The sequence below is a fragment of the Streptomyces sp. NPDC006314 genome (genome assembly GCF_040613075.1).
Lineage (GTDB): Bacteria > Actinomycetota > Actinomycetes > Streptomycetales > Streptomycetaceae > Streptomyces.
On record NZ_JBEXRL010000008.1, the window covers coordinates 162,089 to 182,013 of the forward strand.

The window sequence follows — 19,925 nt, forward strand, 5'->3', positions numbered from 1 at the left end:
CGATGGGAACGCGCGTGGAAACGGACCGGGAGTACTGGAGCCGCATGCTGACCGCCGGTGGTGTCACCGCTGTGCCACGGTGGGCTCGGAAGCCGGTTCCGGGAGCGGCTGAGCACGAGACGTCGGTCCCGGACGACGTGACGGACGCGGTGCGCGCACTGGTCCGGCGGTGGGGAGTGCCGGTCAGTGCGCTGCTGCTGGCCACGCACGCCAAGGTGCTGGCCGCACTGTCCGGCGAGCAGGACGTGGTGACGGGTTACACCACCGGCGTGCGAGGCGAGCCGTTGCCGTGCCGTCTGGCCGTCCCCCCGGGATCCTGGCACGCACTGGTGTCGGCCGCTGAGCGCGCCGAGGCGGAGGTGCTGGCGCACCGGGAGTTCCCGGTGGAGGAACTACGGCGGGAGCTGGGGGTGACGGAGCCGCCGTACGAGGTCGTGTTCGGCCCCATGGGAGCCGACGAGACGCACGTCGACGACGGCGTACTGCAGGTGCGCTGGTCCGATCGGGGCGGACGGCTGATGCTGCGGCTGCGGTACCGCACCGACGCGCTGGACGCCGCGGCCGCGGCCCGGATCGGCGGCTATCACCTGACGGCGCTGCGGCTGATGGCGGCCGACGCGGACGCCGACCACGCGCGGCAGAGTCTGCTGTCGGCCGACGAGGTGCGTGAGCAGTTGGAAGGGCTGGCCGGGCCCCGCCGGCCACTGCCGGACGCCCGGGTGCACGAGCTGTTCGAACAGCGGGTACGGATGCATCCGGAAGCGGTGGCGGCCGTGCACGGCGAGCGGCAGTGGACGTACCGGGAGCTGAATCGCCACGCGAACCGCTTGGCGCGGGCGCTGCTGGACCGGGGGCTGGGCCGGGAAGACGTGATCGCCGTCGTCACCGAACGCAACCTCGACTGGCTCGCGGCGACGCTGGCCGTGTTCAAGGCGGGCGGCGCGTACCTGCCGATCGAGCCGCACTTCCCGGCCGGCCGTATCGCGGCAACGCTGTCGCGCGCGGGGTGCCGTCTGGTCCTGACCGAACGGGGCAGCACCGGCACCCTCGACCAGGCGCTGGCCGCGGTACCGGGAGTCGAGAAGCTGCCGGTCGACGTGGCGTACGCGGAACAGCACGCCGACGGTGATCCCGGCGTGAAGGTGGACGCCGACCAGCTGGCCTACATCTACTTCACGTCCGGCTCCACCGGCGAGCCGAAGGGGGCGATGTGTGAACACGCGGGCATGCTCAACCATCTCCACGCCAAGATCGACGACCTGGGTATCGGCGAGGGGTGCGTGGTGGCGCAGACGGCCCCCCAGTGTTTCGACATCTCGCTGTGGCAGCTGATCTCCGCACTGCTGGCCGGCGGGCGGACCTTGCTGGTCGAGCAGGACGTGATCGTGGACGTGGAGCGGTTCCTCGACACGCTGGTGCGCGGCCGGGTCGGCGTGGCGCAGGTCGTGCCCTCCTATCTGGAGGTCGTGGTCTCGTATCTGGAACAGCAGCCCCGCAGCCTGCCGGACCTGCGCTGTGTGTCGGTGACCGGTGAGGCGTTGAAGCGGGAACTGGTCCAGCGCTGGTTCGCGATCCAGCCGGGCATCAAGCTGGTGAACGCCTATGGGCTGACGGAGACTTCGGACGACACCAACCACGAGGTCATGGACGGGGTGCCCGACCGCGTGCTGCTGGGGCGTGCGGTCAACAACGTGCGCGTCTACGTCGTGGACGAGCATCTGGCGCTGGTGCCGCTGGGCGCCCCGGGGCTGATCGCGTTCTCGGGTGTCTGCGTGGGACGGGGGTACGTCAACGATCCCGAGCGCACTCGTGAGGCCTACCGGACTGACCCGTACCGCCCTGGTGAGCGGCTCTACCTGGGCGGTGACTGGGGGCGCTGGCACCCGGGCGGCAAGCTGGAGTTCCTCGGCCGCCGGGACAGCCAGGTCAAGATCCGCGGCTTCCGGATCGAGATCGGCGAGATCGAGAACGCCCTGCTGCGGGTGGACGGCGTGCGCGACGGTGCGGTGGTCGTCGCCGAGCTGACCGGTGGGAGCAAGCATCTGATCGCTTTCCACACCGGCAGGCGGCACCGGCCGGAGGTACTGCGCGAGGCGCTCGGCGCGGTGCTGCCCGCCTACATGGTCCCCTCGGCCTTTCACTGGCAGGACGGCCTGCCGCTGACCGCCAACGGCAAGACCGACAGAAAGGCCCTGACCGCGCTCGCCGAACAGACCCCGCCGGCCACCGGAAGGGGCGTGGCGGGCAAGGAAGGTCCCGGCCCACTCAGCCCGGCCGAACGGAGGCTGGCGGCGGCCTGGGCCGAGGTGCTGGCCGTGCCCGAGCACCAGGTCCGCCGGACGGACCACTTCTTCGACTCCGGGGGCACCTCCCTGACGGCGGTCAGACTCAGCCTCGCGCTCGGCCGCGCGGTCTCCCTCAAGGACATCACCCGGCACCCGGTGCTCGCCGATCTGGCGGCCCTGCTCGACGGCACGGCCCGGCAGCACGGTGAGCTGCTCCAGCCTCTGTCGGAAGCGGGCGGTGCGCCGGAGTGGGCGTTGGTGTGCTTCCCCTACGCGGGCGGCAACGCGGTCAACTACCAGCCGATGGCGAGCGCGCTGGCGGGCAGCGGCCCGGCGGTGCTCGCGGTGGACCTGCCCGGCCATGACCTGGCCGCGCACCACGAGCCGCTGGCTTCGATCGCGGAGGTGGCCGAGCAGGTCGCCGCCGAGATCACCGCGCGTGGCCTGACCCGGGTCATGCTGTGGGGCCACTCATCAGGTGCCGCCCCGGCCCTGGCGACGGCCAGGAAGCTCCAGGAGCGAGGCGTGTGCCCGACGCGGGTGTTCCTCGGTGCGCAACTGCTCGGCACGGCCACCGACCGGCGCGCGGCCATCAGTGAGCTGACGAGCCGAAGCGATGCCGAGATCGCGGCGCGGCTGACCGCGGACAGCGGCTACGCGGAACTCGCCGAACTGAACGCGCGGCACGCCGAGCACATCGGTGCCGCCTACCGGCACGACTGTGTGTCCGCGCACCGCTACTTCTGCGCCGCCCTGGATGCCCCGCCGCCGGTGAAGCTGTCCGCACCGGTCACGGTGGTCGTCGCGGCCGACGACCCGCACACGGCCGGCTACGCCCACCACCACAGGGACTGGCTGCTCATGGCCGAGCACGTCGATCTGCACGAGCTCGTCGACGGGGGCCACTACTTTCCCCGCACCCGTCCGGCCGAGGCAGCGCAGGCCGTCCTGAGTACCGCCCCGCTGGCGTCCTCCTGAGCCCCGTAGACCCTCCAGACGGGCCACCGAAAGGAAACCGAGATGCCTTTCTCATCCCTGGCACCATCGCTCGATGTGGAGCTGCGGCCGGACAGACCCGCGCTGCTGCGCGTCGATCCCCCGGGGGATGCCCCGAGCTGGGCAGCGCAGTACCGCGAGGCGCTGCGTGCGCAGGTCACCGAGCACGGGGCACTGGTCGTCCGCGGCCTCGGACTGCGGGACGCGGACCAGGTCGGCGCCGTCTTCACGCGGCTGGCCGGTCCCCTCATGACGGAGCGGGAGGCCTTCGCCCCCCGCCAGGCTCATGGCCCGGGTCTGTACTCCTCCACGGCCTGGCCGGCCAACCAGCCGATGTGCATGCACCACGAGCTGAGTTATCTGCTGGAGGTGCCCGGCCTGATGCTGTTCGCGTGTCTGACCGCGCCCGGGCAGGGCGGGGCGACGGCGGTGGCCGACGCCGAACAGATCCTCCGGGCACTTCCCAGCGGGCTGACGCAGCGGTTCGAGCGCGAGGGCTGGCTGCTGACCCGTACGTACAACGACGAGATCGGGGCCTCCCTGACGGAGTCGTTCGGCACGGACGACCGCGCCGAGATCGAGCGCTACTGCCGAGCCCACGCCATCGATTTCGCTTGGCAGGCCGACGGGTCCCTGCACACCGAGCAGCGCCGCAGCGCCGTCGTGCGGCACCCGCTGACGGGCAGGCGCTGCTGGTTCAACCAGATCGCCTTCCTCAACGAGTGGACCCTGGCCCCGGACGTGCGCGAGTACCTGGTGGACGAGTACGGCGAGGACGGTCTGCCGTTCAACACCCGTCACGGGGACGGAACCCCGATCGGTGAGGACGTCGTCCAGCTGCTCAACACCACCTACGAGGCGCACACCCGGCGGGAGCCCTGGCAGGACGGTGATCTGCTGCTCGTGGACAACATCCGCACCGCGCACAGCAGGGAACCCTTCACCGGAGAGCGGCGGGTACTGGTCGGCATGGGTGAGCCCCGACGGCTGGCCGACCACTGCCCCACCCCGGAGGCGAGCGAGCGATGACCGATGTGCTGTCCACCACCTCCCACGCGGCCGCGCCCGGCCCGGCGTCGCCGCCGACGTTCGCGGTGATCTCCGGTGAGCAGGTGCAGAGAGCGCTGGCGGGGTCCGAGAAACAGCTCGTGGAGCTGGTCGAGGCCACCTACCGGCTGCACGGCGCCGGAGACTCGGTGAACCCGCCGTCGTACTTCCTGCGGTTCCCCGACCGCCCGACGGCGCGGATCATCGCGCTGCCGGCCTCCATCGGCGGGTCCGTCCACGTGGACGGCCTGAAGTGGATCTCCAGCTTTCCGGAGAACGTCAGCGCCGGGCTGCCGCGGGCCTCCGCGGTGCTCATCCTCAACGACCACGACACGGGCTACCCGTTCGCCTGTCTGGAGAGTTCCGTCATCAGCGCGACCAGGACCGCGGCGTCCGCCGCGCTGGCAGCCGACTGGCTCAGCCGCAACCGGCCCCGCCCCCGCCGCGTCGGATTCTGCGGTACGGGCTTGATCGCCCGATACATCCACACCTTCCTGGCCCGTACGGGCTGGGCCTTCGAAGCGATCGGCGTGCACGACGTGGCCGCCGACAGCGCCGAAGGCTTCTGCGGCTACTTGCGGCAGGCCGGCGCCACCGAACCGGTCACCCTCCACGACAGCGCCGAGGGCCTCATCCGCTCCAGCGACCTCGTGGTCTTCGCCACCGTCGCCGGCCGCCCCCATGTCACCACCCCGGCCTGGTTCACCCACAACCCCCTGGTCCTGCACGTGTCGCTGCGGGACCTCGCCCCCGAGATCCTCCTCGGCTCGGCCAACTTCGTCGACGACGTCGAGCACTGCCTGAAAGCCGACACCTCCCCCCATCTGGCCGAACAGCACGTTGGCAACCGTGACTTCCTGAACGGCACCCTGAACGACGTGATGCTCGGGCGGGCCGCACCGCCGACCGACCGGCCGGTGATCTTCTCACCCTTCGGACTCGGTGTCCTCGATCTCGCCGTCGGCAAGTACGTCTACGACGAAGTAGCCCGGGCGGGGGAACTCCGCCTCATCGACGACTTCTTCCACGACCTGCGCCGGTACGGCTGAAGCCGTTGTCCTCGGCCTGGCACCAGGAGGCCCGCCGTGCCTGTCATATCGGCTCCCTACGCCTTCAACGAAGGCCATCTCTTCGTCGACCTCGAGTCGATCTGCGGTTATCCGCTCTACCTGAAGTGCGAAGGCTTCAACTTCGCGGGCTCCATCAAGCTGAAGGCCGCGAACGAGATGGTGGAGACGGCCGAGCGTGAGGGAGTCCTGAAGCCGGATTCCATCCTCGTCGAGTCCTCGTCCGGGAATCTGGGCGTCGCGCTCAGCATGATCGCCGCGAGCAAGGGCTACCGGTTCCTGTGTGTGACGGACTCCCGTTGCAACCTGTCGACCAGACTGCTCATGGAGGCGCTCGGCAGCGAGGTGCACGTCGTGGCCGACCAGGATTCCAACGGCGGATTCCTGGGCATGCGGATCGACTACGTCCGTGCGCTGTGCGCGTCCGACGACCGGTACGTCTGGCTCAGTCAGTACACCAATCCGGGCAACTGGCGGGCGCATTACCGCACGACGGCCCCCGAGATCGCCGGCAGGTTCCCGGATCTGGACGTCCTCTTCATCGGGGCGGGCACCACCGGGACGCTGATGGGTTGCGCACGCTACTTCCGGCGGTGGCACCGGCCGGTGCGGATCGTCGCGGTGGACAGCGTGGGCTCGGTGGCCTTCGGCGGCGAGCCCGGCCGGCGGATGATCCCCGGCCTGGGTATGAGCATGCGCCCGCCGCTCCTCGACGAGTCCTATGTGGACGAGGTGATCCGGGTCGAGGAGGCGGACACCATCCGCACCTGCCACCTCATGGCCCGACGCGGCTTCCTGTTCGGCGGCTCCACCGGGACGGTGGTCAGTGGTGCCACGGACTGGCTGGCACGGCATGACACACGTGGCCTCACCGCGGTGGCCATCGCGCCGGATCTCGGCGAGCGCTACCTCGACACCGTCTACCAGACCAACTGGCTGCAGGACCTGTACGGCGATCACGTGCTCGACTCCGAACAGACGAGCACCACATCCCAGGAGGTCAAGCCGACATCGCGCGCGCCGGACCGCCGACGGAGACCGTAGTGGCGCATCCGCCCGGGGTGGTCTTGAGCGCCGTGCGGAGAACGGATACATACTGGTAGCCCAGCGAGGAGGCCCCAGGAGGCTTGGCCGGTGATCGCCGTCAATCCGATGGACAGCGCCTCGGTGCTGGCTGCCTTCGGCGCGCTGGGCGTCCTGGCGGTGATCTTCGCGGAGTCGGGTCTGCTGGTCGTCGGCTTCTTCCTGCCCGGTGACACGCTGCTGTTCCCGGCCGGTGTGCTGTGCGCGGGGAGTGCTCACCAGGCGCCGCGACTGTCGCTGTGGCAGGTGCTGGTGTGCGCGGCCGTCGGGGCGGTGGCCGGCGGCCAGGTGGGGTACCTGCTCGGGCGGCACGGCGGGCGGCCCCTGCTGGCGCGCACGTCCCGCCGGCGGGCGAAGGACGCGGCGGCGCGGGCGGAGAATCTGCTGGCCCGGTACGGCTATGGCAAGGCGCTGGTGATCGGCAGGTTCGTGCCGGTGCTGCGGACGGTCCTGCACCCGGTGGCCGGTGTGCTCGGGGTACCCGTGCGGACCTTCACGCTCTGGCAGGCCGTGGGCGGTGTGCTGTGGTCGCAGACGCTGGTCCTCGCCGGATACACCCTCGGTGCCTCCGTCCCGCACGTCGATGACTATCTGCTGCCGCTGGTCGCCGTGGTCGTCGTCCTCTCGCTGCTGCCCCTGCTGGTCGAGGCCCGGCGCGCGCGCCGCGAACGCCGCCGGTCCGCGCACTGAGCCGCCTGAGTGACCGCAGCCGCACCCGGCGCCGCCCCGGGCGGTCAGCGCGGCTTGCGGTCCTTGCGGCGCTTGCGGTTCGGGCGTCGGGGGCGGTGGATCGTGTCCAGCTCGCCTATGGCCGCGCGGACATGCCCCGGGTCGCTCGGACGGGACGTTCCGGCACACCGCCAGGAGGCACGTCCGGCGTCCTCGGCCATATGCATCCCGAGCCCGTGCAGGGTGCACACCGGCCACGCCTGCCACAGGCACTCCGTGATGGTGTCCTGCGCGGCCTCGGCGACGGCCAGGAGGGCTTGGGCGGCGGACGTCCCCGGCCCCAGGGAGTTGCCGTGCGAGTCCCCGTTCGCAAGGGCCACGTAGATCCGCTCGGCCTCGTCCTGTTCCCAGCCCGGGTAGGCGATGAGGCACAGCGGACGCTGCTCGGGCAGGGTCGCTGCCACGTCCCGGTTGACGACGGCCAGCGCCTCGTCCCAGAGCGGGTGCTCGCCCTCGGGGACGAAGCGCGGCTCGGGCGGACTGAGAAACGAAGGGTGCATCCCCCCATCTTCCCAACCGGCCACCGGGACCACTCGGGCCGCTCGTCCGCCACAGCCGACCGTGCAGGGGAGCCGCGTCCGCCCGTACGCCGTGTCGTGCCCGGCGTCCGGTCGTCCGCGCCGCCGGACCCGGGCGGCCGGGTGGTCAGCGTGCCCGGCCGTCACTGAGCACCGTTCGAGCGGACAACCGCGGGTTCTGGACGGGTTCGTGACCATCCGTGAGACTGGACCGGGTCCGGCGCCCCCGCTCTCCAGGACGGTGACATGGAAGAGGAAGTGCCCCGCGTCGAACTCACCCCTCGGGCCGCGGAGCTGGTGCGCCGGCTGCGCGCCGAGCACGGTCCGCTGATGTTCCACCAGTCCGGCGGCTGCTGCGACGGCAGCGCGCCCATGTGCTATCCGGACGGCGAGTTCCGCACCGGCGGCTCGGACGTGCGGCTGGCGGAGCTGTCGGTGGAGGGCGTCGAGGAGCCCGTCACCTTCTGGATGTCGCGGAGCCAGTACCAGGCGTGGAGCCACACCCGGCTGATCGTCGACGTCGTACCGGGACGAGGCAGCGGTTTCTCGCTGGAGGCACCCGAGGGGGTGCGTTTTCTCACCCGTTCTCGCGTAGCCGACGTCTAATCGGCCCGAACGCCTCCGACGTCTGGTGCACTGCCCGTCGTAGCAGGGACAGTTGACGCAGCATCAGGGGGCACGGTGACCATATGTCGCAGGCGTTCGGCAGCGGGCAGAGCTGTTCTCACGGTTGTCACGGCGTTCGGTGTGCTGGCCGGTGCGGCGCCGGCGGGTGCGGCACCGGCCGGTGCGGCACCGGTGGGCCGGCGGATCGCACCGGGTGTCACCTACCGGCAGTTCGACGTCGACGCGGCCGCGGGTACCGCCCACGCGCATCTGCTCACGGTCGATCTGGGCAATCCGCATGTCCGGGTCGGCCTGCTCCACCCGGGGGCGGTGGCGGCCCGGGCGACCGTCTCCCGGCTGGCGGACTCGGCCGGGGCGGTCGCGGGGGTCAACGGTGACTTCTTCCACATCACCGAGACCCAGCACCCGGGCGTGGAGGCCACCGGCGCGCCCGTCGGACCGGCCGTCGCGGACGGGCAGGTGCTCAAGGCGGCGGTACCCAAAGGCCAGCGGTTCGGGCCCGCACTCCCCTCCGGCACGAACACACAGGACGTCTTCGGCGTGGGCACCGACCGGCGGGCCCGTCTGGACCGCCTCTCCCTCGTCGGCTCCGTCGGCACACCGGAGGGCCGGCTGCCCCTCAAGGGCCTCAACCAGTACGCGCTCCCGCTGAACTCCGTCGGCGCCTTCACCGCGAAGTGGGGCAGCGCCTCCCGGGTGCGCGCCGTCTGCGGCACCGACACCCAGCGGGCGGCCCCGTGCAGCACCGACACCTACGAGGTGAAGCTGGAGGGCGGCCGGGTGGCCTCCGTGTCCGACGCCCCGGGCAGCGGCTCGATCCCCGCGGACACCACGGTCCTGGTGGGCCGCGAGAAGGGCGCGCAGCAGCTGCGGGAGCTCTCGGTCGGTGACCCGGTGACCGTCACGCACACCCTGGCGGCGGCGACGTCCGGGGTGCCGTACGCGTTCGCGGTCGGCGGCTTCCCCGTCCTGCGCGACGGCGAGCCGTTGTCCGGCCTGGACGACGTCACCTCGGCGGTGCGCACGGCCGTGGGCTTCAGGGGCGGCGGACAGCAGCTGCTGATCCTGGCGCTGGACGGGGCCGCGGATTACCGGACCGGCATGACGGTCGCGGAGGAGGCGGACACCATGCGGACGCTGGGGGCGTCCGACGCGTTCAACCTCGACGGCGGCGGCTCCACGGAGCTGGTCACCCGCGACGAGGACGCCGGCGCGGTGACGGTCCGCAACCACCCGAGCGGCGGCGCCGAGCGCCCGGTACCGAACGGCATCGGGGTGTTCTCGACCGCCTGAGCCGACCCTGCGGCCTCAGGGCCGCAGGCTGCTCACCAGGTCCGCGGTCGCGGTGAGCCCGCTGTGGATGGTGGGCGCCATGCTCGTGCTGGCCAGATAGAAGCCGAGCAGCGTGCAGACCAGGGCGTGCGAGACCTTCAGCGCGCCGTTGCGCATGAAGACCACGGCCAGGATCAGGAGCAGCAGCACCACAGAGATGGAAATGGCCATCGGAACCTCCTCCGCCACGCCCCATGAGCGGCGTTCGGCCGCAAGTGTGGCGTAGCGGAGGGTTCCGCCGGGCGGCTGACGTGTCCTCCGATCGTGTGGTGTTACGCGGAGGGGTGGGCGTCGAGGAAGGCCTCGAGGCCGGCGAGGTCGTCGGTGTTGAGGTAGTCGACGCCCCCGGCAAGCAGTTCCGTCCACAGGGCGTCCCGGGCCGGTCCGGCCGTGTCCGGGGTCGCCCAGAAGCGGATCCGCTGCCCGCGGGCGTGGGCGGCGGCGGTCAGGTCGCGCAGTCTCCGCCGCTCCGCGTCCGGGAAGGGCCCGTCACCCAGCCAGGTGAAGTTCAGCGTCCAGTTGTCGCTGATCAGCGGGGCGAAGGAGGCGGGGGCGCTGCTGCCGAGGTCGGTGAGCCGGCCGTCGTAGAAGGCGCGACGCCCGGTCTGCGCCTCCATGGGGATGCGGGCGGCGCGGTCGCCGGAGATGACGGCGGTGACCGGACCGGGGTGGACACGGCCGTGCGCGTACCGGGTGAACAGGTGCGGGTAGCGCCTGAGGTGCCGGTCGAGTTCGAGGTACGTCGACGCACCCTCGGTCTTGATGTCGATGAGGAGTTGCAGCGGTCGGTGCCGGCCCCGGTACACCGAGCCGTGATGGGCCTTCGCCCGGGCCGCGAGCGGGTCGAGGTAGAGGGATTCCAGGGTGCGGGACGGGTCCAGCTCGGTGGCGTCATGGCCGATGAGGAGCTGGTCGCCGGCGAGGAAGATGTCGGCCTCGACACTGCCGAAGCGGTGGTCGAGCGCGTCGGACAGGGGGTGCGGGTGCTCGTAGTCGTTGTGGGCGTGGGCGTGCCACAGCGGGTGCCTACTGTGGTGGCCACCGGCGGCCCGGGCCTGCGCGGTGGGCAGGACGACCGCGCCGGCGAGGGCGGCGCCGAGGGTGGTGAGAACTCTGCGGCGGGTCGTGAGGGCCATGCGCTGCCTCCCTTGAGGTGCCGGATGGGACCGGGGAGAGTATGCGTGTCCTTCCCCGCCAACGAGACCGGCCGGTAGTGGAGTTGGCCGGTATGCCGCCCTCTGTTCACTTCACCGCAGCAGGCACACGAAGAAGCCCGCCCCGGATGGGGCGGGCTTCACCGTGGTGTGTCAGGGTGCCTGGAGATCGACCAGTCGGGCCAGCGCCTCGCGGTGGGCGCCCGCGGTGCCGTAGGCGATCGAGTCGGCCTTGGCCCGCTTCAGATACAGGTGGGCCGGGTGTTCCCAGGTCATGCCGATGCCGCCGTGCAGTTGCACAGCCTCCTCGGCGGCATGGACGGCGACGGGCGCCGCATAGGCCTGCGCGACGGCGACCGAAACGTCGGGGTCCGCACCGGAGGCCAGCGCGTCGGCGGCGGCGCGGGCGGCGGCCCGGAGGTTGACGACCTCCAGCCACAGCTGGGCGAGCCGGTGCTTGAGCGCCTGGAACCCGCCGACCGGCCGGTTGAACTGCTTGCGGTCCTTCAGATACCGGACTGTCTCGGTCAACGCCCAGTCAGCCACGCCCAGTTGCTCGGAGGCGAGCTGTCCGGCGGCGGCGCGCAGGGCCCGGCGTACGGCGGGTTCGGCGTCGCCGATGCGACGGCCGGCGGCACCGTCGAGGGTGACGGTGGCGAGCGGACGGGTCAGGTCCAGGGAGACCTGCGGGGTGACCGTCACGGCGTCGGCGGTCACGGCGTACAGGCCGCCGTCGTCGGCGGGGACGAGCAGGACGTGGGCGACGGCAGCGTCCGCGATCCCTGGCAATTCGCCGTGCAGGGAGCCGTTTTCGGCGCGTACGGCCGTGAAGGCGGCGTCCGGAGCGGAGTGCAGCCCGACCGCCAGGACGCCGATGGTCCGCCCGGACGCCAGCTGGCCCAGCAGCTCTTCGTCGCCACAGGCGAGCAAGGCCTCGGTGGCCACGACCGCGCTAGTGAGATACGGCACGGGGGCGACCGCCCGGCCCAGCTCCTCCAGCACCACGGCGACTTCGCGGTGGGAAGCGCCCTGGCCGCCCTGTGCCTCGGGCACCAGGAGGCCGGCGAGACCCATGCCGTCGGCGAGGGACTTCCACAGGGCGAGGTCGTGCGGGGCGTCCGACTCGCTGCGGGCGATGACGTCCGCGGCGGCGCAGTGGTCCGTGAGCAGGTCGCGGACGGCGGCGCGCAGCGCCTCTTCCTCCTCGGAGTAGAGAAGATCCGGCTGTGTGCTCATCGGGCCAGGTCCTTCCAGGCGACGTCCTTGTCGGTGCGCGGCTCGGCGGGCAGGCCCAGGACGCGCTCGGCGACGATGTTCAGCAGGACCTCGCTGGTCCCGCCCTCGATGCTGTTGCCCTTGGAACGCAGGTAGCGGTAACCGGCGTCCCGGCCGGTGAAGTCGACCAGCTCCGGTCGGCGCATGGTCCAGTCGTCGTACAGCAGGCCCTCCCCGCCGCGCAGTTCGACCTCCAGGCCACTGATCTCCTGGTTGAGGCGGGCGAAGGCGAGCTTCATGCCGGAGCCCTCGTAGCCGGGCTGGCCGGCGACGAGCTGCTGGCGCAGGCGTTCGGCGGTGAGGCGGGAGACCTCGGCCTCCACCCACAGCTTCAGCAGACGCTGATGCAGGTCGTGGGTGCGCAGTTCGGGGCGTTCCCGCCAGGTCTTCGCGATGGGGCCGATCATGCCGCCCTCGCGGGGCAGCCGCATGCCGCCGATGGAGACGCGCTCGTTCATCAGCGTGGTCTGGGCCACCCGCCAGCCGTCGCCGACCTCGCCGAGGCGGCGGGAGTCGGGGATGCGGACACCGGTGAGGAAGACCTCGTTGAACTCGGCCTCGCCGGTGATCTGCCGCAGCGGCCGGACCTCGACACCGGGGTCGGTCATGTCGCAGATGAAGTAGGTGATGCCGGCGTGCTTGGGCACGTCCGGGTCGGTGCGGGCGATGAGGATGGCCCAGCGGGCGACGTGGGCGCTGGACGTCCACACCTTCTGCCCGTTCACGACCCAGTCGTCCCCTTCCCGGACGGCCCGGGTACCGAGGGCGGCCAGGTCGGAACCGGCGCCGGGCTCACTGAAGAGCTGGCACCAGACCTCCTCCCCCGTCCACAGCGGACGCAGATAGCGGCGCTTCTGCTCCTGCGTGCCGTACTTCAGGATCGTCGGCGCGGCCATGCCGAGGCCGATGCCGATGCGCCGGGGGTCGTTGTCGGGCGCGCCCGCGGCCTCCAGCTCGGCGTCCACGACGGTCTGGAGGGAGCGCGGGGCCCCCAGGCCACCGAGCCCCTCCGGGTAGTGGACCCAGGCCAGGCCCGCGTCGAAGCGGGCCTGGAGGAACGCCAGGCGGTCCGTCTCGGCGGGCGGGTGGGCTGCGAGCAACTCCCGTGTGAGGCTGCGCAGTTCCTCGATGTCGGTCATGCGGTCACTCCCTTCTCCGGGACGACGGCCACTCGGCCGGTGGTCACGCCGTCGGCGACCCGCTGCACGGCCGCGGCGGCGCCGGCCAGCGGCACCCGCTCGCTCACCAGCGGCTTGATCGCACCCCGCGCGGCCAACTCGGTGAGCTGCTCGTGGCACCGGAGGACCAGCTTCGGGTTCTTGGTGTTGTACAGGCCCCAGTGGAGGCCCGCGATCGAGTAGTTCTTCACCAGTGCGTGGTTCAGCGCCGGGCTCGGGATGGTGCCGCTGGCGAAGCCGACGACGACGATCCGGCCCTCGAAGGCGACCAGCTTGGCGGACTGGGCGTAGGCCTCGCCGCCGACGGGGTCGTAGATCACGTCGGCGCCCCGGCCGCCGGTGGCCTCCTTCACGGCCGCGACCACGTTCTCGGTGCGGCGGTCGACGACCACGTCACAGCCCAGCTCCCGGGCGATGGCGGCCTTCTCCGGGCCGCCGACCACGCCGATCACGGTGGCTCCGGCCGCCTTGCCGAGTTGCACTGCCGCGCTGCCGACACCACCGGCGGCGGCGTGCACGAGCAGGGTCTCCCCCGCTTCCAGGTGGGCCCGGCGGTGCAGGCCGAACCAGCCTGTCTGGTAGCCGATGTGCAGCGCCGCGGCCTCCGCGTCGTCCAGCGACTCGGGGGCGGGCAGCAGGGCGCGGGAGTCGGCGAGCGCGTACTCGGCGAAACCGCCGTGCGGCAGCGTGGGGTTGGCGATCACCCGGCGGCCGTCCTCGGTCTCTCCGCAGATCTCCACGCCCGGCGTGAAGGGCAGCGGCGGGCGTACCTGGTACTGCCCCCGGCACATCAGTGCGTCCGGGAAGTTGATGTTGGCGGCCCGTACCCGTAGCAGCACCTGGCCGTCACCGGGCGTGGGCCGCTCCACCTCCGCGAGGCGCATCACCTCGCTCGGCTCGCCGATCTCGTGCACTTGCCATGCCTGCATGCGGGGCCTCCACGGGACTGCTTCGTCTGACCGGGTCCAACGACATACTAAGCGGTCGCTTGCCGATCAGGGAACAGGAGCCGTCGGCCGATCCACCGGAGTCGACCGGAGGAAGGGCGACCCGGTCGGCGCGGGCGACGGAAAAGTCAGTCCTCCCGTCCCCGCCGCGCCGGCCGCGCCCGTACGTGCATCCGCTCCCCCTGCGGCCCGAACAGGCTCAGGAACTCCACCGGCCCCTCCCCCGCCGACCCGAACCAGTGCGGCACCCGCGTGTCGAACTCGGCCGCTTCGCCGGCCGACAGCACGACGTCGTGCTCGCCGAGGACGAGCCTCAGCCGCCCCGAGAGCACATAGAGCCACTCGTAGCCCTCGTGGCTCCGCGGCTCGGGCTCCTCCCTGCGCTGGGGTTCGAGCACCTTGAAGGCCTGCAGGCCACCGGGCTGGCGGGTCAGCGGCCAGAAGGTGCGGCCGTGCCGCTGCACGGGCTTGCTCCGCACCCGGGGGTCACCGACCGGCGGGGCGCCGACCAGCTCGTCGAGCGGGACCTGGTGGGCCTGGGCGATGGGCAGCAGCAGCTCCAGGCTGGGCCTGCGCAGACCGGACTCCAGCCGGGACAGCGTGCTGACGGAGATGCCGGTGGCCTCGGACAGGGCCGCCAGGGTGACCTCCCGCTCCTTCCGGATCCGCCGGAGCCGCGGACCCACCTCTGCGAGAACGTCGTCGGTACTCATGCCGCTATTGCAGATTCGGCAAAGACGTTTGTCAATGCGGCAGGGGTTGGGCGACCGTCGGGAGCGGAGGTGGTCACCATGACCGACAGCCACGAAGCGGCCGTCGTCGGGGGCGGTGCGGCCGGCCTGTCCGCCGCTCTGGCGCTGGGCCGGGCCCGCGCCGCACGCTGGTAGTCGACGCGGGCGAGCCGCGCAACACGCCGTCCGCGCATATGCAGGGCTATCTGACCCGGGACGGTATGTCCCCGGCCGGGTTCCTGGCCGCCGGGCGGGAGGAGATCGCCCGGTACGGGGTGGAGCTGGTCCGGGACCGGGCCGTGGACGCGGGCAGGGACGGCGAGGGCTTCACGGTGGAGCTGGCGGGCGGCCGGACCGTACGGGCCCGGCAGCTGGTGATCGCCACCGGACTGAGGGACGAGCTGCACCGGTCCCGGGGCTGGGCGAGCGGTTCGGCCGGGACGTGGTCCACTGCCCGTACTGCCACGGCTGGGAGGCGCGCGACCTGCCGACCGGGGTGCTCGCGACCTCACCGCTGAGCGCGCACCAGGCGCTGATGGCCACCCAGTGGTCGAAGGACGTGCGGTTCTTCCTGCACGAGGTGAGCGAGTCGGAGCTGACGGACGACGACCTGCGCCGGCTGGCCGCCGCCGGGGTCCCGGTCGTGCCCGGCCGGGTCGCGGAGCCCGTCGTCACCGACGACCGGCTCACCGCGGTCCGGCTCGCGGACGGCACGGTCCACGACCGCGAGGTGCTGTACGCCGCCCCGCGCGCCCTACCCGACAACGACCTGCTCGTCCGGCTCGGCGCGGAGCTGGCCGAGACGCCCTTCGGTGCCTACCCGGTGATCGACGAGCGGGGTCTGACGAGCGTGCCCGGGCTGTGGGCCGCGGGCGACGCGAGCGGGTTCGCCGAGCAGGTGGTGAACGCGGTCAGCCGGGGCTACCGAGCGGGCGCCGCGATCAACGGGGAGCTGCTCCTCGCCGACCTCGACGCCGCCGTGCGGGTGTAGACCCCGCGCCCCCGGTGCACCATGACTGCATGCTGTTGACCCGGCTCGCCCAGGTGTCCCGGGAGGTGGCCGCCACGGCGGCCCGGTCCCGCAAGACCGCGCTGCTCGCGGAGTTGTTCCGGGAGGCGCAGGCGGACGACGTGCCGATCGTCATCCCCTATCTGGCCGGACGGCTGCCGCAGGGCCGGCTCGGCGTGGGCTGGAAGGTGCTCGGCCGCCGCGTGCCGCCCGCCACCGAGCCGGCCCTCACCGTCCGGGAGGTCGACGCCCGGCTCTCCGAACTGGGCAAGGTGGCCGGGCCCGGCTCCCAGGCGGAGCGGGCCCGGATCGTCGGCGAGCTGATGGGCGCGGCCACCGAGGAGGAACAGCGCTTCCTGCTCGGCCTGCTCACCGGCGAGGTCCGGCAGGGCGCGCTGGACGCGGTCGCCGTGGAGGGGCTCGCCCAGGCGACCGGCGCGGATCCGGCGGAGGTACGGCGGGCGGTGATGCTCGCCGGGTCGCTGCAGACGGTGGCTCAGGCCCTGCTGGGCGAGGGGCCCGGGTCGCTGGACCGGTTCCGGCTCACCGTGGGCCGCCCGGTGCTGCCGATGCTGGCGCACAGCGCCTCCTCGGTCGCCGAGGCGGTGGAGAAGCTGGGCGCCTGCGCGGTGGAGGAGAAGCTGGACGGCATCCGGGTCCAGGTCCACCGGGACGGCGACACGGTCCGGATCCACACCCGCACACTGGACGACATCACCGACCGGCTGCCCGAAGTGACCGCCGCGGCCCTGGAGTTGCGGGGCGAGCGCTTCATTCTGGACGGCGAGGTGATCTCCTTCGACGCCGGTGGCCGTCCACGCTCCTTCCAGGAGACGGCGGGCCGGGTCGGTTCCCGGACGGACGTGGCGAAGGCCGCCGAGGAGGTCCCGGTCTCCCCCGTCTTCTTCGACGCCCTCTCCGTCGACGGCCGCGACCTCCTCGACCTGCCCTTCGCCGAACGGCACGCGGAGCTGGCCCGACTGGTGCCCGAGCCGATGCGGGTCCGGCGCACGGTGACCTCCGGGCCGCGGGACATCCCGGAAGCGGAACGGTTCCTCACCGACACCCTGGCCCGCGGCCACGAGGGCGTGGTGGTCAAGGCGCTGGACGCGCCGTACAGCGCGGGCCGGCGCGGCGCCTCCTGGCTGAAGGTCAAGCCCGTCCACACCCTCGACCTGGTGGTGCTGGCCGCTGAGTGGGGTCACGGCCGCCGCACCGGCAAGCTCTCCAACCTGCACCTCGGCGCCCGCAACCCCGACGGCACCTTCGCCATGCTCGGCAAGACCTTCAAGGGCATGACCGACGCCATGCTCACCTGGCAGACCGAGAGGCTGCGGGAACTGGCGGTCGACGACGACGGCTGGGTGGTACGGGTCCGCCCCGGACTCGTCGTCGAGATCGCCTACGACGGTCTGCAGCGCTCCTCCCGCTACCCGGCCGGCGTCACCCTGCGCTTCGCCCGCGTGGTCCGCTACCGCGAGGACAAACGACCCGAGGAGGCCGATACCGTGGAGGCCCTGCTGGCGGCCCATCCGGAGGTCACACCGTGACGGTGCGTGCGACGAAGCGCAGCGCGGGTCTGCTGCTGTTCCGGCACACCGACGAGGGGCTGGAGGTGTTGCTCGGCCATATGGGCGGTCCGTTCTTCGCGAGGAAGGACGCGGGCGCGTGGACCGTACCGAAAGGCGAGTACGAGCCGGACGAGCCGGCCTGGGACGCGGCCCGGCGGGAGTTCCAGGAGGAGCTGGGGCTCGCGCCGCCCGACGGGGAGGCCGTACCGCTCGGCGAGGTCGTGCAGAGCAACGGCAAGATCGTCACGGTGTGGGCGATCGAGGCGGACCTCGACCCCGAGTCGATCGACCCCGGGACCTTCACCATGGAGTGGCCGCCGAGATCCGGCCGGCGGCAGGAGTTCCCGGAGCTGGACCGGGTGGCATGGTTCGCCGTCGACCGGGCCCGTGAGGTGATCATCACGGCGCAGGACACGTTTCTCGACCGGCTGGCGGAGCACTCGGGCTGAACCGGGGGCCACACGTTGCGACCGGCCCGGTCGCGCGCGAAGGTCGAAGCAAGCCCGCTCCCAGGGAGGTCAGCCATGCCCATCGCGACGGTGAACCCGGCGAACGGCGAGACGCTCAAGACGTACGACCCGATGGGCGAGGAGGAGCTGGAACGCCGGCTCCAGCTCGCCGAGGCCACGTTCCGCACGTACCGGACGACCACGTTCGCCGAACGCGCCCGGCTGCTGAACAGGGCCGCCGACCTGCTGGACGAGGACCAGCAGGAGATCGGCAGGGTCATGACCACCGAGATGGGCAAGCCGGTCAAGCAGGCGCGGGCGGAGGCCGCGAAGTGCGCCAAGGCGATGCGCTGGTACGCGGAACGCGCCGAGGGGCTGCTGGCCGACGAGGAGCCGGCCGAGCCGGACGTACGGGACTCCGGCGCCTCCCGGGTCCGGGTCCGCTACCGGCCGCTCGGGCCCGTCCTCGCCGTGATGCCCTGGAACTTCCCCCTCTGGCAGGTGATCCGGTTCGCCGCGCCCGCCCTGATGGCGGGCGATGTGGGGCTGCTCAAGCACGCCTCCAACGTCCCCCAGACGGCCCTGTACTTGGAGGACCTGTTCCACCGGGCCGGCTTCCCGGAGGGCTGTTTCCAGACGCTGCTGATCGGCTCGGACGCGGTGGACGACGTCCTGCGCGACGAGCGGGTGAAGGCGGCCACCCTGACGGGCAGCGAGCCCGCGGGCCGGGCGGTCGCCTCCACGGCCGGGGAGATGGTCAAGAAGACGGTGCTCGAGCTGGGCGGGAGCGACCCCTACATCGTGATGCCGTCCGCCGACCTCGACCGCGCTGCCCAGGTCGCGGTGACCGCGCGGGTGCAGAACAACGGGCAGTCCTGCATCGCCGCCAAGCGGTTCATCGTGCACACCGACGTCTACGACGCCTTCGCCGAGAAGTTCGTCGCGGGCATGAAGGCCCTCAAGATCGGCGACCCCCTGGAGGAGGACACCGAGATCGGGCCGCTCGCCAGCGAGCGGGGGCGGGACGACCTGGAGGAGCTGGTCGACGACGCGAAGCGCAGCGGGGCCGAGGTGCTGTGCGGCGGGGAGCGGCCGGAGGGACCTGGCTGGTACTACCCGCCGACCGTGCTGGCCGGCATCACCCGGCAGATGCGCGTCCACCGCGAGGAGGCGTTCGGGCCGGTCGCCACGGTGTACCGGGCCGGTGACCTGGACGAGGCGATCCTGATCGCCAACGACTCGCCGTTCGGACTGAGCTCGAACGTGTGGACGCGGGACGAGAACGAGGTGGAGCGGTTCGCGCGGGACCTGGACGCGGGTGGCGTGTACGTCAACGGGATGACCGCCTCCCATCCGGCGTTCCCGTTCGGCGGCGTGAAGCGGTCGGGGTACGGGCGTGAGCTGTCCGGGCACGGAATCCGCGAGTTCTGCAACATCACCACGGTTTGGCAGGGTGCGTGACCGCTGCGCGGCTACCATCCCCTTTTGTGAACCGCGAAGTGACCCTGCCTCTGATCGTCGACGACCGCGGTACCTTGCAGGTGGCCGCGGCCGACGTGAGTAAGTTGCTGCGTACCGTGGGTGGGCGGTGGCTGCATCTTGTCGAGGCCGGGGAGCAGGGGCTGGACGAGGACACGGTTGCCGCGTTGACCATCGAGCTGGCGAAGCTGGCGGATCGTATCGACGTGGCCTGTATCGCCCACAGCAGCGGGACGCCGTAGGCGATCGGGCGCGTTGTGCCGTGCGGTGCGCTTGGCCTGTCGCGCCCACGCGGCGGGGCCGCGCACCGACAGAGCCCCGCGCTCTGAGCCGGCTGTCCCACCGCCCCTCGTCAGCAGCTCTTCGCCGTAACGGTCGTCATGGCGTTTTCCCTCGTCCGGCCGCAGAAGTCGCCCTGCGAGCCTGATCCGGTGTCCCCGATTCGGAG

The 19,925-nt window shown here is 72.0% G+C and carries 18 protein-coding genes and 1 pseudogene; 12 read left to right on the forward strand and 7 right to left on the reverse strand.

Annotated features, from left to right (window positions below):
* The first annotated feature begins 2 nt into the window (after positions 1–2).
* From ABZ079_RS17015 to ABZ079_RS17035, 5 genes are all read left to right on the forward strand, one after another.
* Positions 3–3,263: an amino acid adenylation domain-containing protein gene (locus ABZ079_RS17015; RefSeq protein WP_356940222.1), complete on the forward strand. Its 3,261-nt coding sequence runs from the start codon at positions 3–5 to the stop codon at positions 3,261–3,263.
* Positions 3,264–3,305: 42 nt separating this feature from the next.
* Positions 3,306–4,310, forward strand: coding sequence for a TauD/TfdA family dioxygenase (locus tag ABZ079_RS17020; RefSeq protein WP_356940223.1), 1,005 nt, complete (start codon positions 3,306–3,308; stop codon positions 4,308–4,310).
* On the forward strand, positions 4,307–5,377 hold the full coding sequence (gene sbnB, locus ABZ079_RS17025) for a 2,3-diaminopropionate biosynthesis protein SbnB (RefSeq protein ID WP_356940224.1): 1,071 nt from the start codon (positions 4,307–4,309) through the stop codon (positions 5,375–5,377). The genes ABZ079_RS17020 and sbnB overlap by 4 nt, the downstream gene beginning before the upstream one ends.
* Positions 5,378–5,413: 36 nt before the next feature.
* Positions 5,414–6,439: a 2,3-diaminopropionate biosynthesis protein SbnA gene (gene sbnA, locus ABZ079_RS17030; RefSeq protein ID WP_356940225.1), complete on the forward strand. Its 1,026-nt coding sequence runs from the start codon at positions 5,414–5,416 to the stop codon at positions 6,437–6,439.
* 90 nt (positions 6,440–6,529) lie between these two features.
* Positions 6,530–7,168 (forward strand): DedA family protein, encoded by a 639-nt coding sequence (locus ABZ079_RS17035; RefSeq protein ID WP_356940226.1) that lies wholly within the window; start codon positions 6,530–6,532, stop codon positions 7,166–7,168.
* 44 nt (positions 7,169–7,212) lie between these two features.
* Here ABZ079_RS17035 and ABZ079_RS17040 read toward each other — a convergent pair whose 3' ends face one another.
* A complete protein-coding gene (locus ABZ079_RS17040; RefSeq protein ID WP_356940227.1) occupies positions 7,213–7,707 on the reverse strand; it encodes a hypothetical protein in 495 nt (164 codons plus the stop codon).
* A gap of 264 nt (positions 7,708–7,971) precedes the next feature.
* Here ABZ079_RS17040 and ABZ079_RS17045 point away from each other — a divergent pair, with 264 nt between their 5' ends.
* Positions 7,972–8,331: a DUF779 domain-containing protein gene (locus ABZ079_RS17045; protein WP_356940228.1), complete on the forward strand. Its 360-nt coding sequence runs from the start codon at positions 7,972–7,974 to the stop codon at positions 8,329–8,331.
* A gap of 141 nt (positions 8,332–8,472) precedes the next feature.
* Positions 8,473–9,645 carry a phosphodiester glycosidase family protein gene (locus ABZ079_RS17050; protein WP_356940229.1) on the forward strand — a complete coding sequence of 391 codons (1,173 nt, stop codon included), beginning with the start codon at positions 8,473–8,475 and terminating at the stop codon, positions 9,643–9,645.
* A 15-nt stretch (positions 9,646–9,660) separates the two neighbouring features.
* On the opposite strand, the gene ABZ079_RS17055 is transcribed toward ABZ079_RS17050, so the two are convergent.
* The 6 genes from ABZ079_RS17055 to ABZ079_RS17080 all read right to left on the reverse strand — a co-directional run bounded on the left by ABZ079_RS17055 (position 9,661) and on the right by ABZ079_RS17080 (position 14,951).
* Positions 9,661–9,855, reverse strand: a complete 195-nt coding sequence (locus ABZ079_RS17055; protein WP_356940230.1) for a hypothetical protein — start codon at positions 9,853–9,855, stop codon at positions 9,661–9,663.
* Between the two features lie 101 nt (positions 9,856–9,956).
* Positions 9,957–10,820: a phosphatidylinositol-specific phospholipase C/glycerophosphodiester phosphodiesterase family protein gene (locus ABZ079_RS17060; protein ID WP_356940231.1), complete on the reverse strand. Its 864-nt coding sequence runs from the start codon at positions 10,818–10,820 to the stop codon at positions 9,957–9,959.
* A gap of 171 nt (positions 10,821–10,991) precedes the next feature.
* Entirely contained in the window at positions 10,992–12,074 is a 1,083-nt protein-coding gene (locus tag ABZ079_RS17065; protein WP_356940232.1) for an acyl-CoA dehydrogenase family protein, read from the reverse strand.
* Positions 12,071–13,252, reverse strand: coding sequence for an acyl-CoA dehydrogenase family protein (locus ABZ079_RS17070; RefSeq protein WP_356940233.1), 1,182 nt, complete (start codon positions 13,250–13,252; stop codon positions 12,071–12,073). Before ABZ079_RS17070 ends, ABZ079_RS17065 begins: the two co-directional genes overlap by 4 nt.
* The gene (locus ABZ079_RS17075; protein WP_356940234.1) at positions 13,249–14,220 is read right to left on the reverse strand and encodes an NADPH:quinone oxidoreductase family protein; all 972 of its coding nucleotides are present in this window, start codon (positions 14,218–14,220) and stop codon (positions 13,249–13,251) included. The genes ABZ079_RS17070 and ABZ079_RS17075 overlap by 4 nt, the downstream gene beginning before the upstream one ends.
* 146 nt (positions 14,221–14,366) lie before the next feature.
* Positions 14,367–14,951 (reverse strand): XRE family transcriptional regulator, encoded by a 585-nt coding sequence (locus ABZ079_RS17080; RefSeq protein WP_356940235.1) that lies wholly within the window; start codon positions 14,949–14,951, stop codon positions 14,367–14,369.
* A gap of 78 nt (positions 14,952–15,029) precedes the next feature.
* Between ABZ079_RS17080 and ABZ079_RS17085 the strand changes: the two are divergent.
* The 5 genes and pseudogenes from ABZ079_RS17085 to ABZ079_RS17105 all read left to right on the forward strand — a co-directional run bounded on the left by ABZ079_RS17085 (position 15,030) and on the right by ABZ079_RS17105 (position 19,719).
* Positions 15,030–15,960 (forward strand): annotated as a pseudogene (locus ABZ079_RS17085) (NAD(P)/FAD-dependent oxidoreductase).
* A 29-nt stretch (positions 15,961–15,989) separates the two neighbouring features.
* Entirely contained in the window at positions 15,990–17,528 is a 1,539-nt protein-coding gene (locus ABZ079_RS17090; protein WP_356940236.1) for an ATP-dependent DNA ligase, read from the forward strand.
* Positions 17,525–17,998: an NUDIX domain-containing protein gene (locus ABZ079_RS17095; RefSeq protein WP_356940237.1), complete on the forward strand. Its 474-nt coding sequence runs from the start codon at positions 17,525–17,527 to the stop codon at positions 17,996–17,998. Before ABZ079_RS17090 ends, ABZ079_RS17095 begins: the two co-directional genes overlap by 4 nt.
* Positions 17,999–18,073: 75 nt before the next feature.
* The gene (locus ABZ079_RS17100) at positions 18,074–19,459 is read left to right on the forward strand and encodes an NADP-dependent succinic semialdehyde dehydrogenase (RefSeq protein WP_356940238.1); all 1,386 of its coding nucleotides are present in this window, start codon (positions 18,074–18,076) and stop codon (positions 19,457–19,459) included.
* A gap of 26 nt (positions 19,460–19,485) precedes the next feature.
* Positions 19,486–19,719 (forward strand): DUF6213 family protein, encoded by a 234-nt coding sequence (locus ABZ079_RS17105; protein WP_039653834.1) that lies wholly within the window; start codon positions 19,486–19,488, stop codon positions 19,717–19,719.
* Positions 19,720–19,925 lie beyond the last annotated feature (206 nt).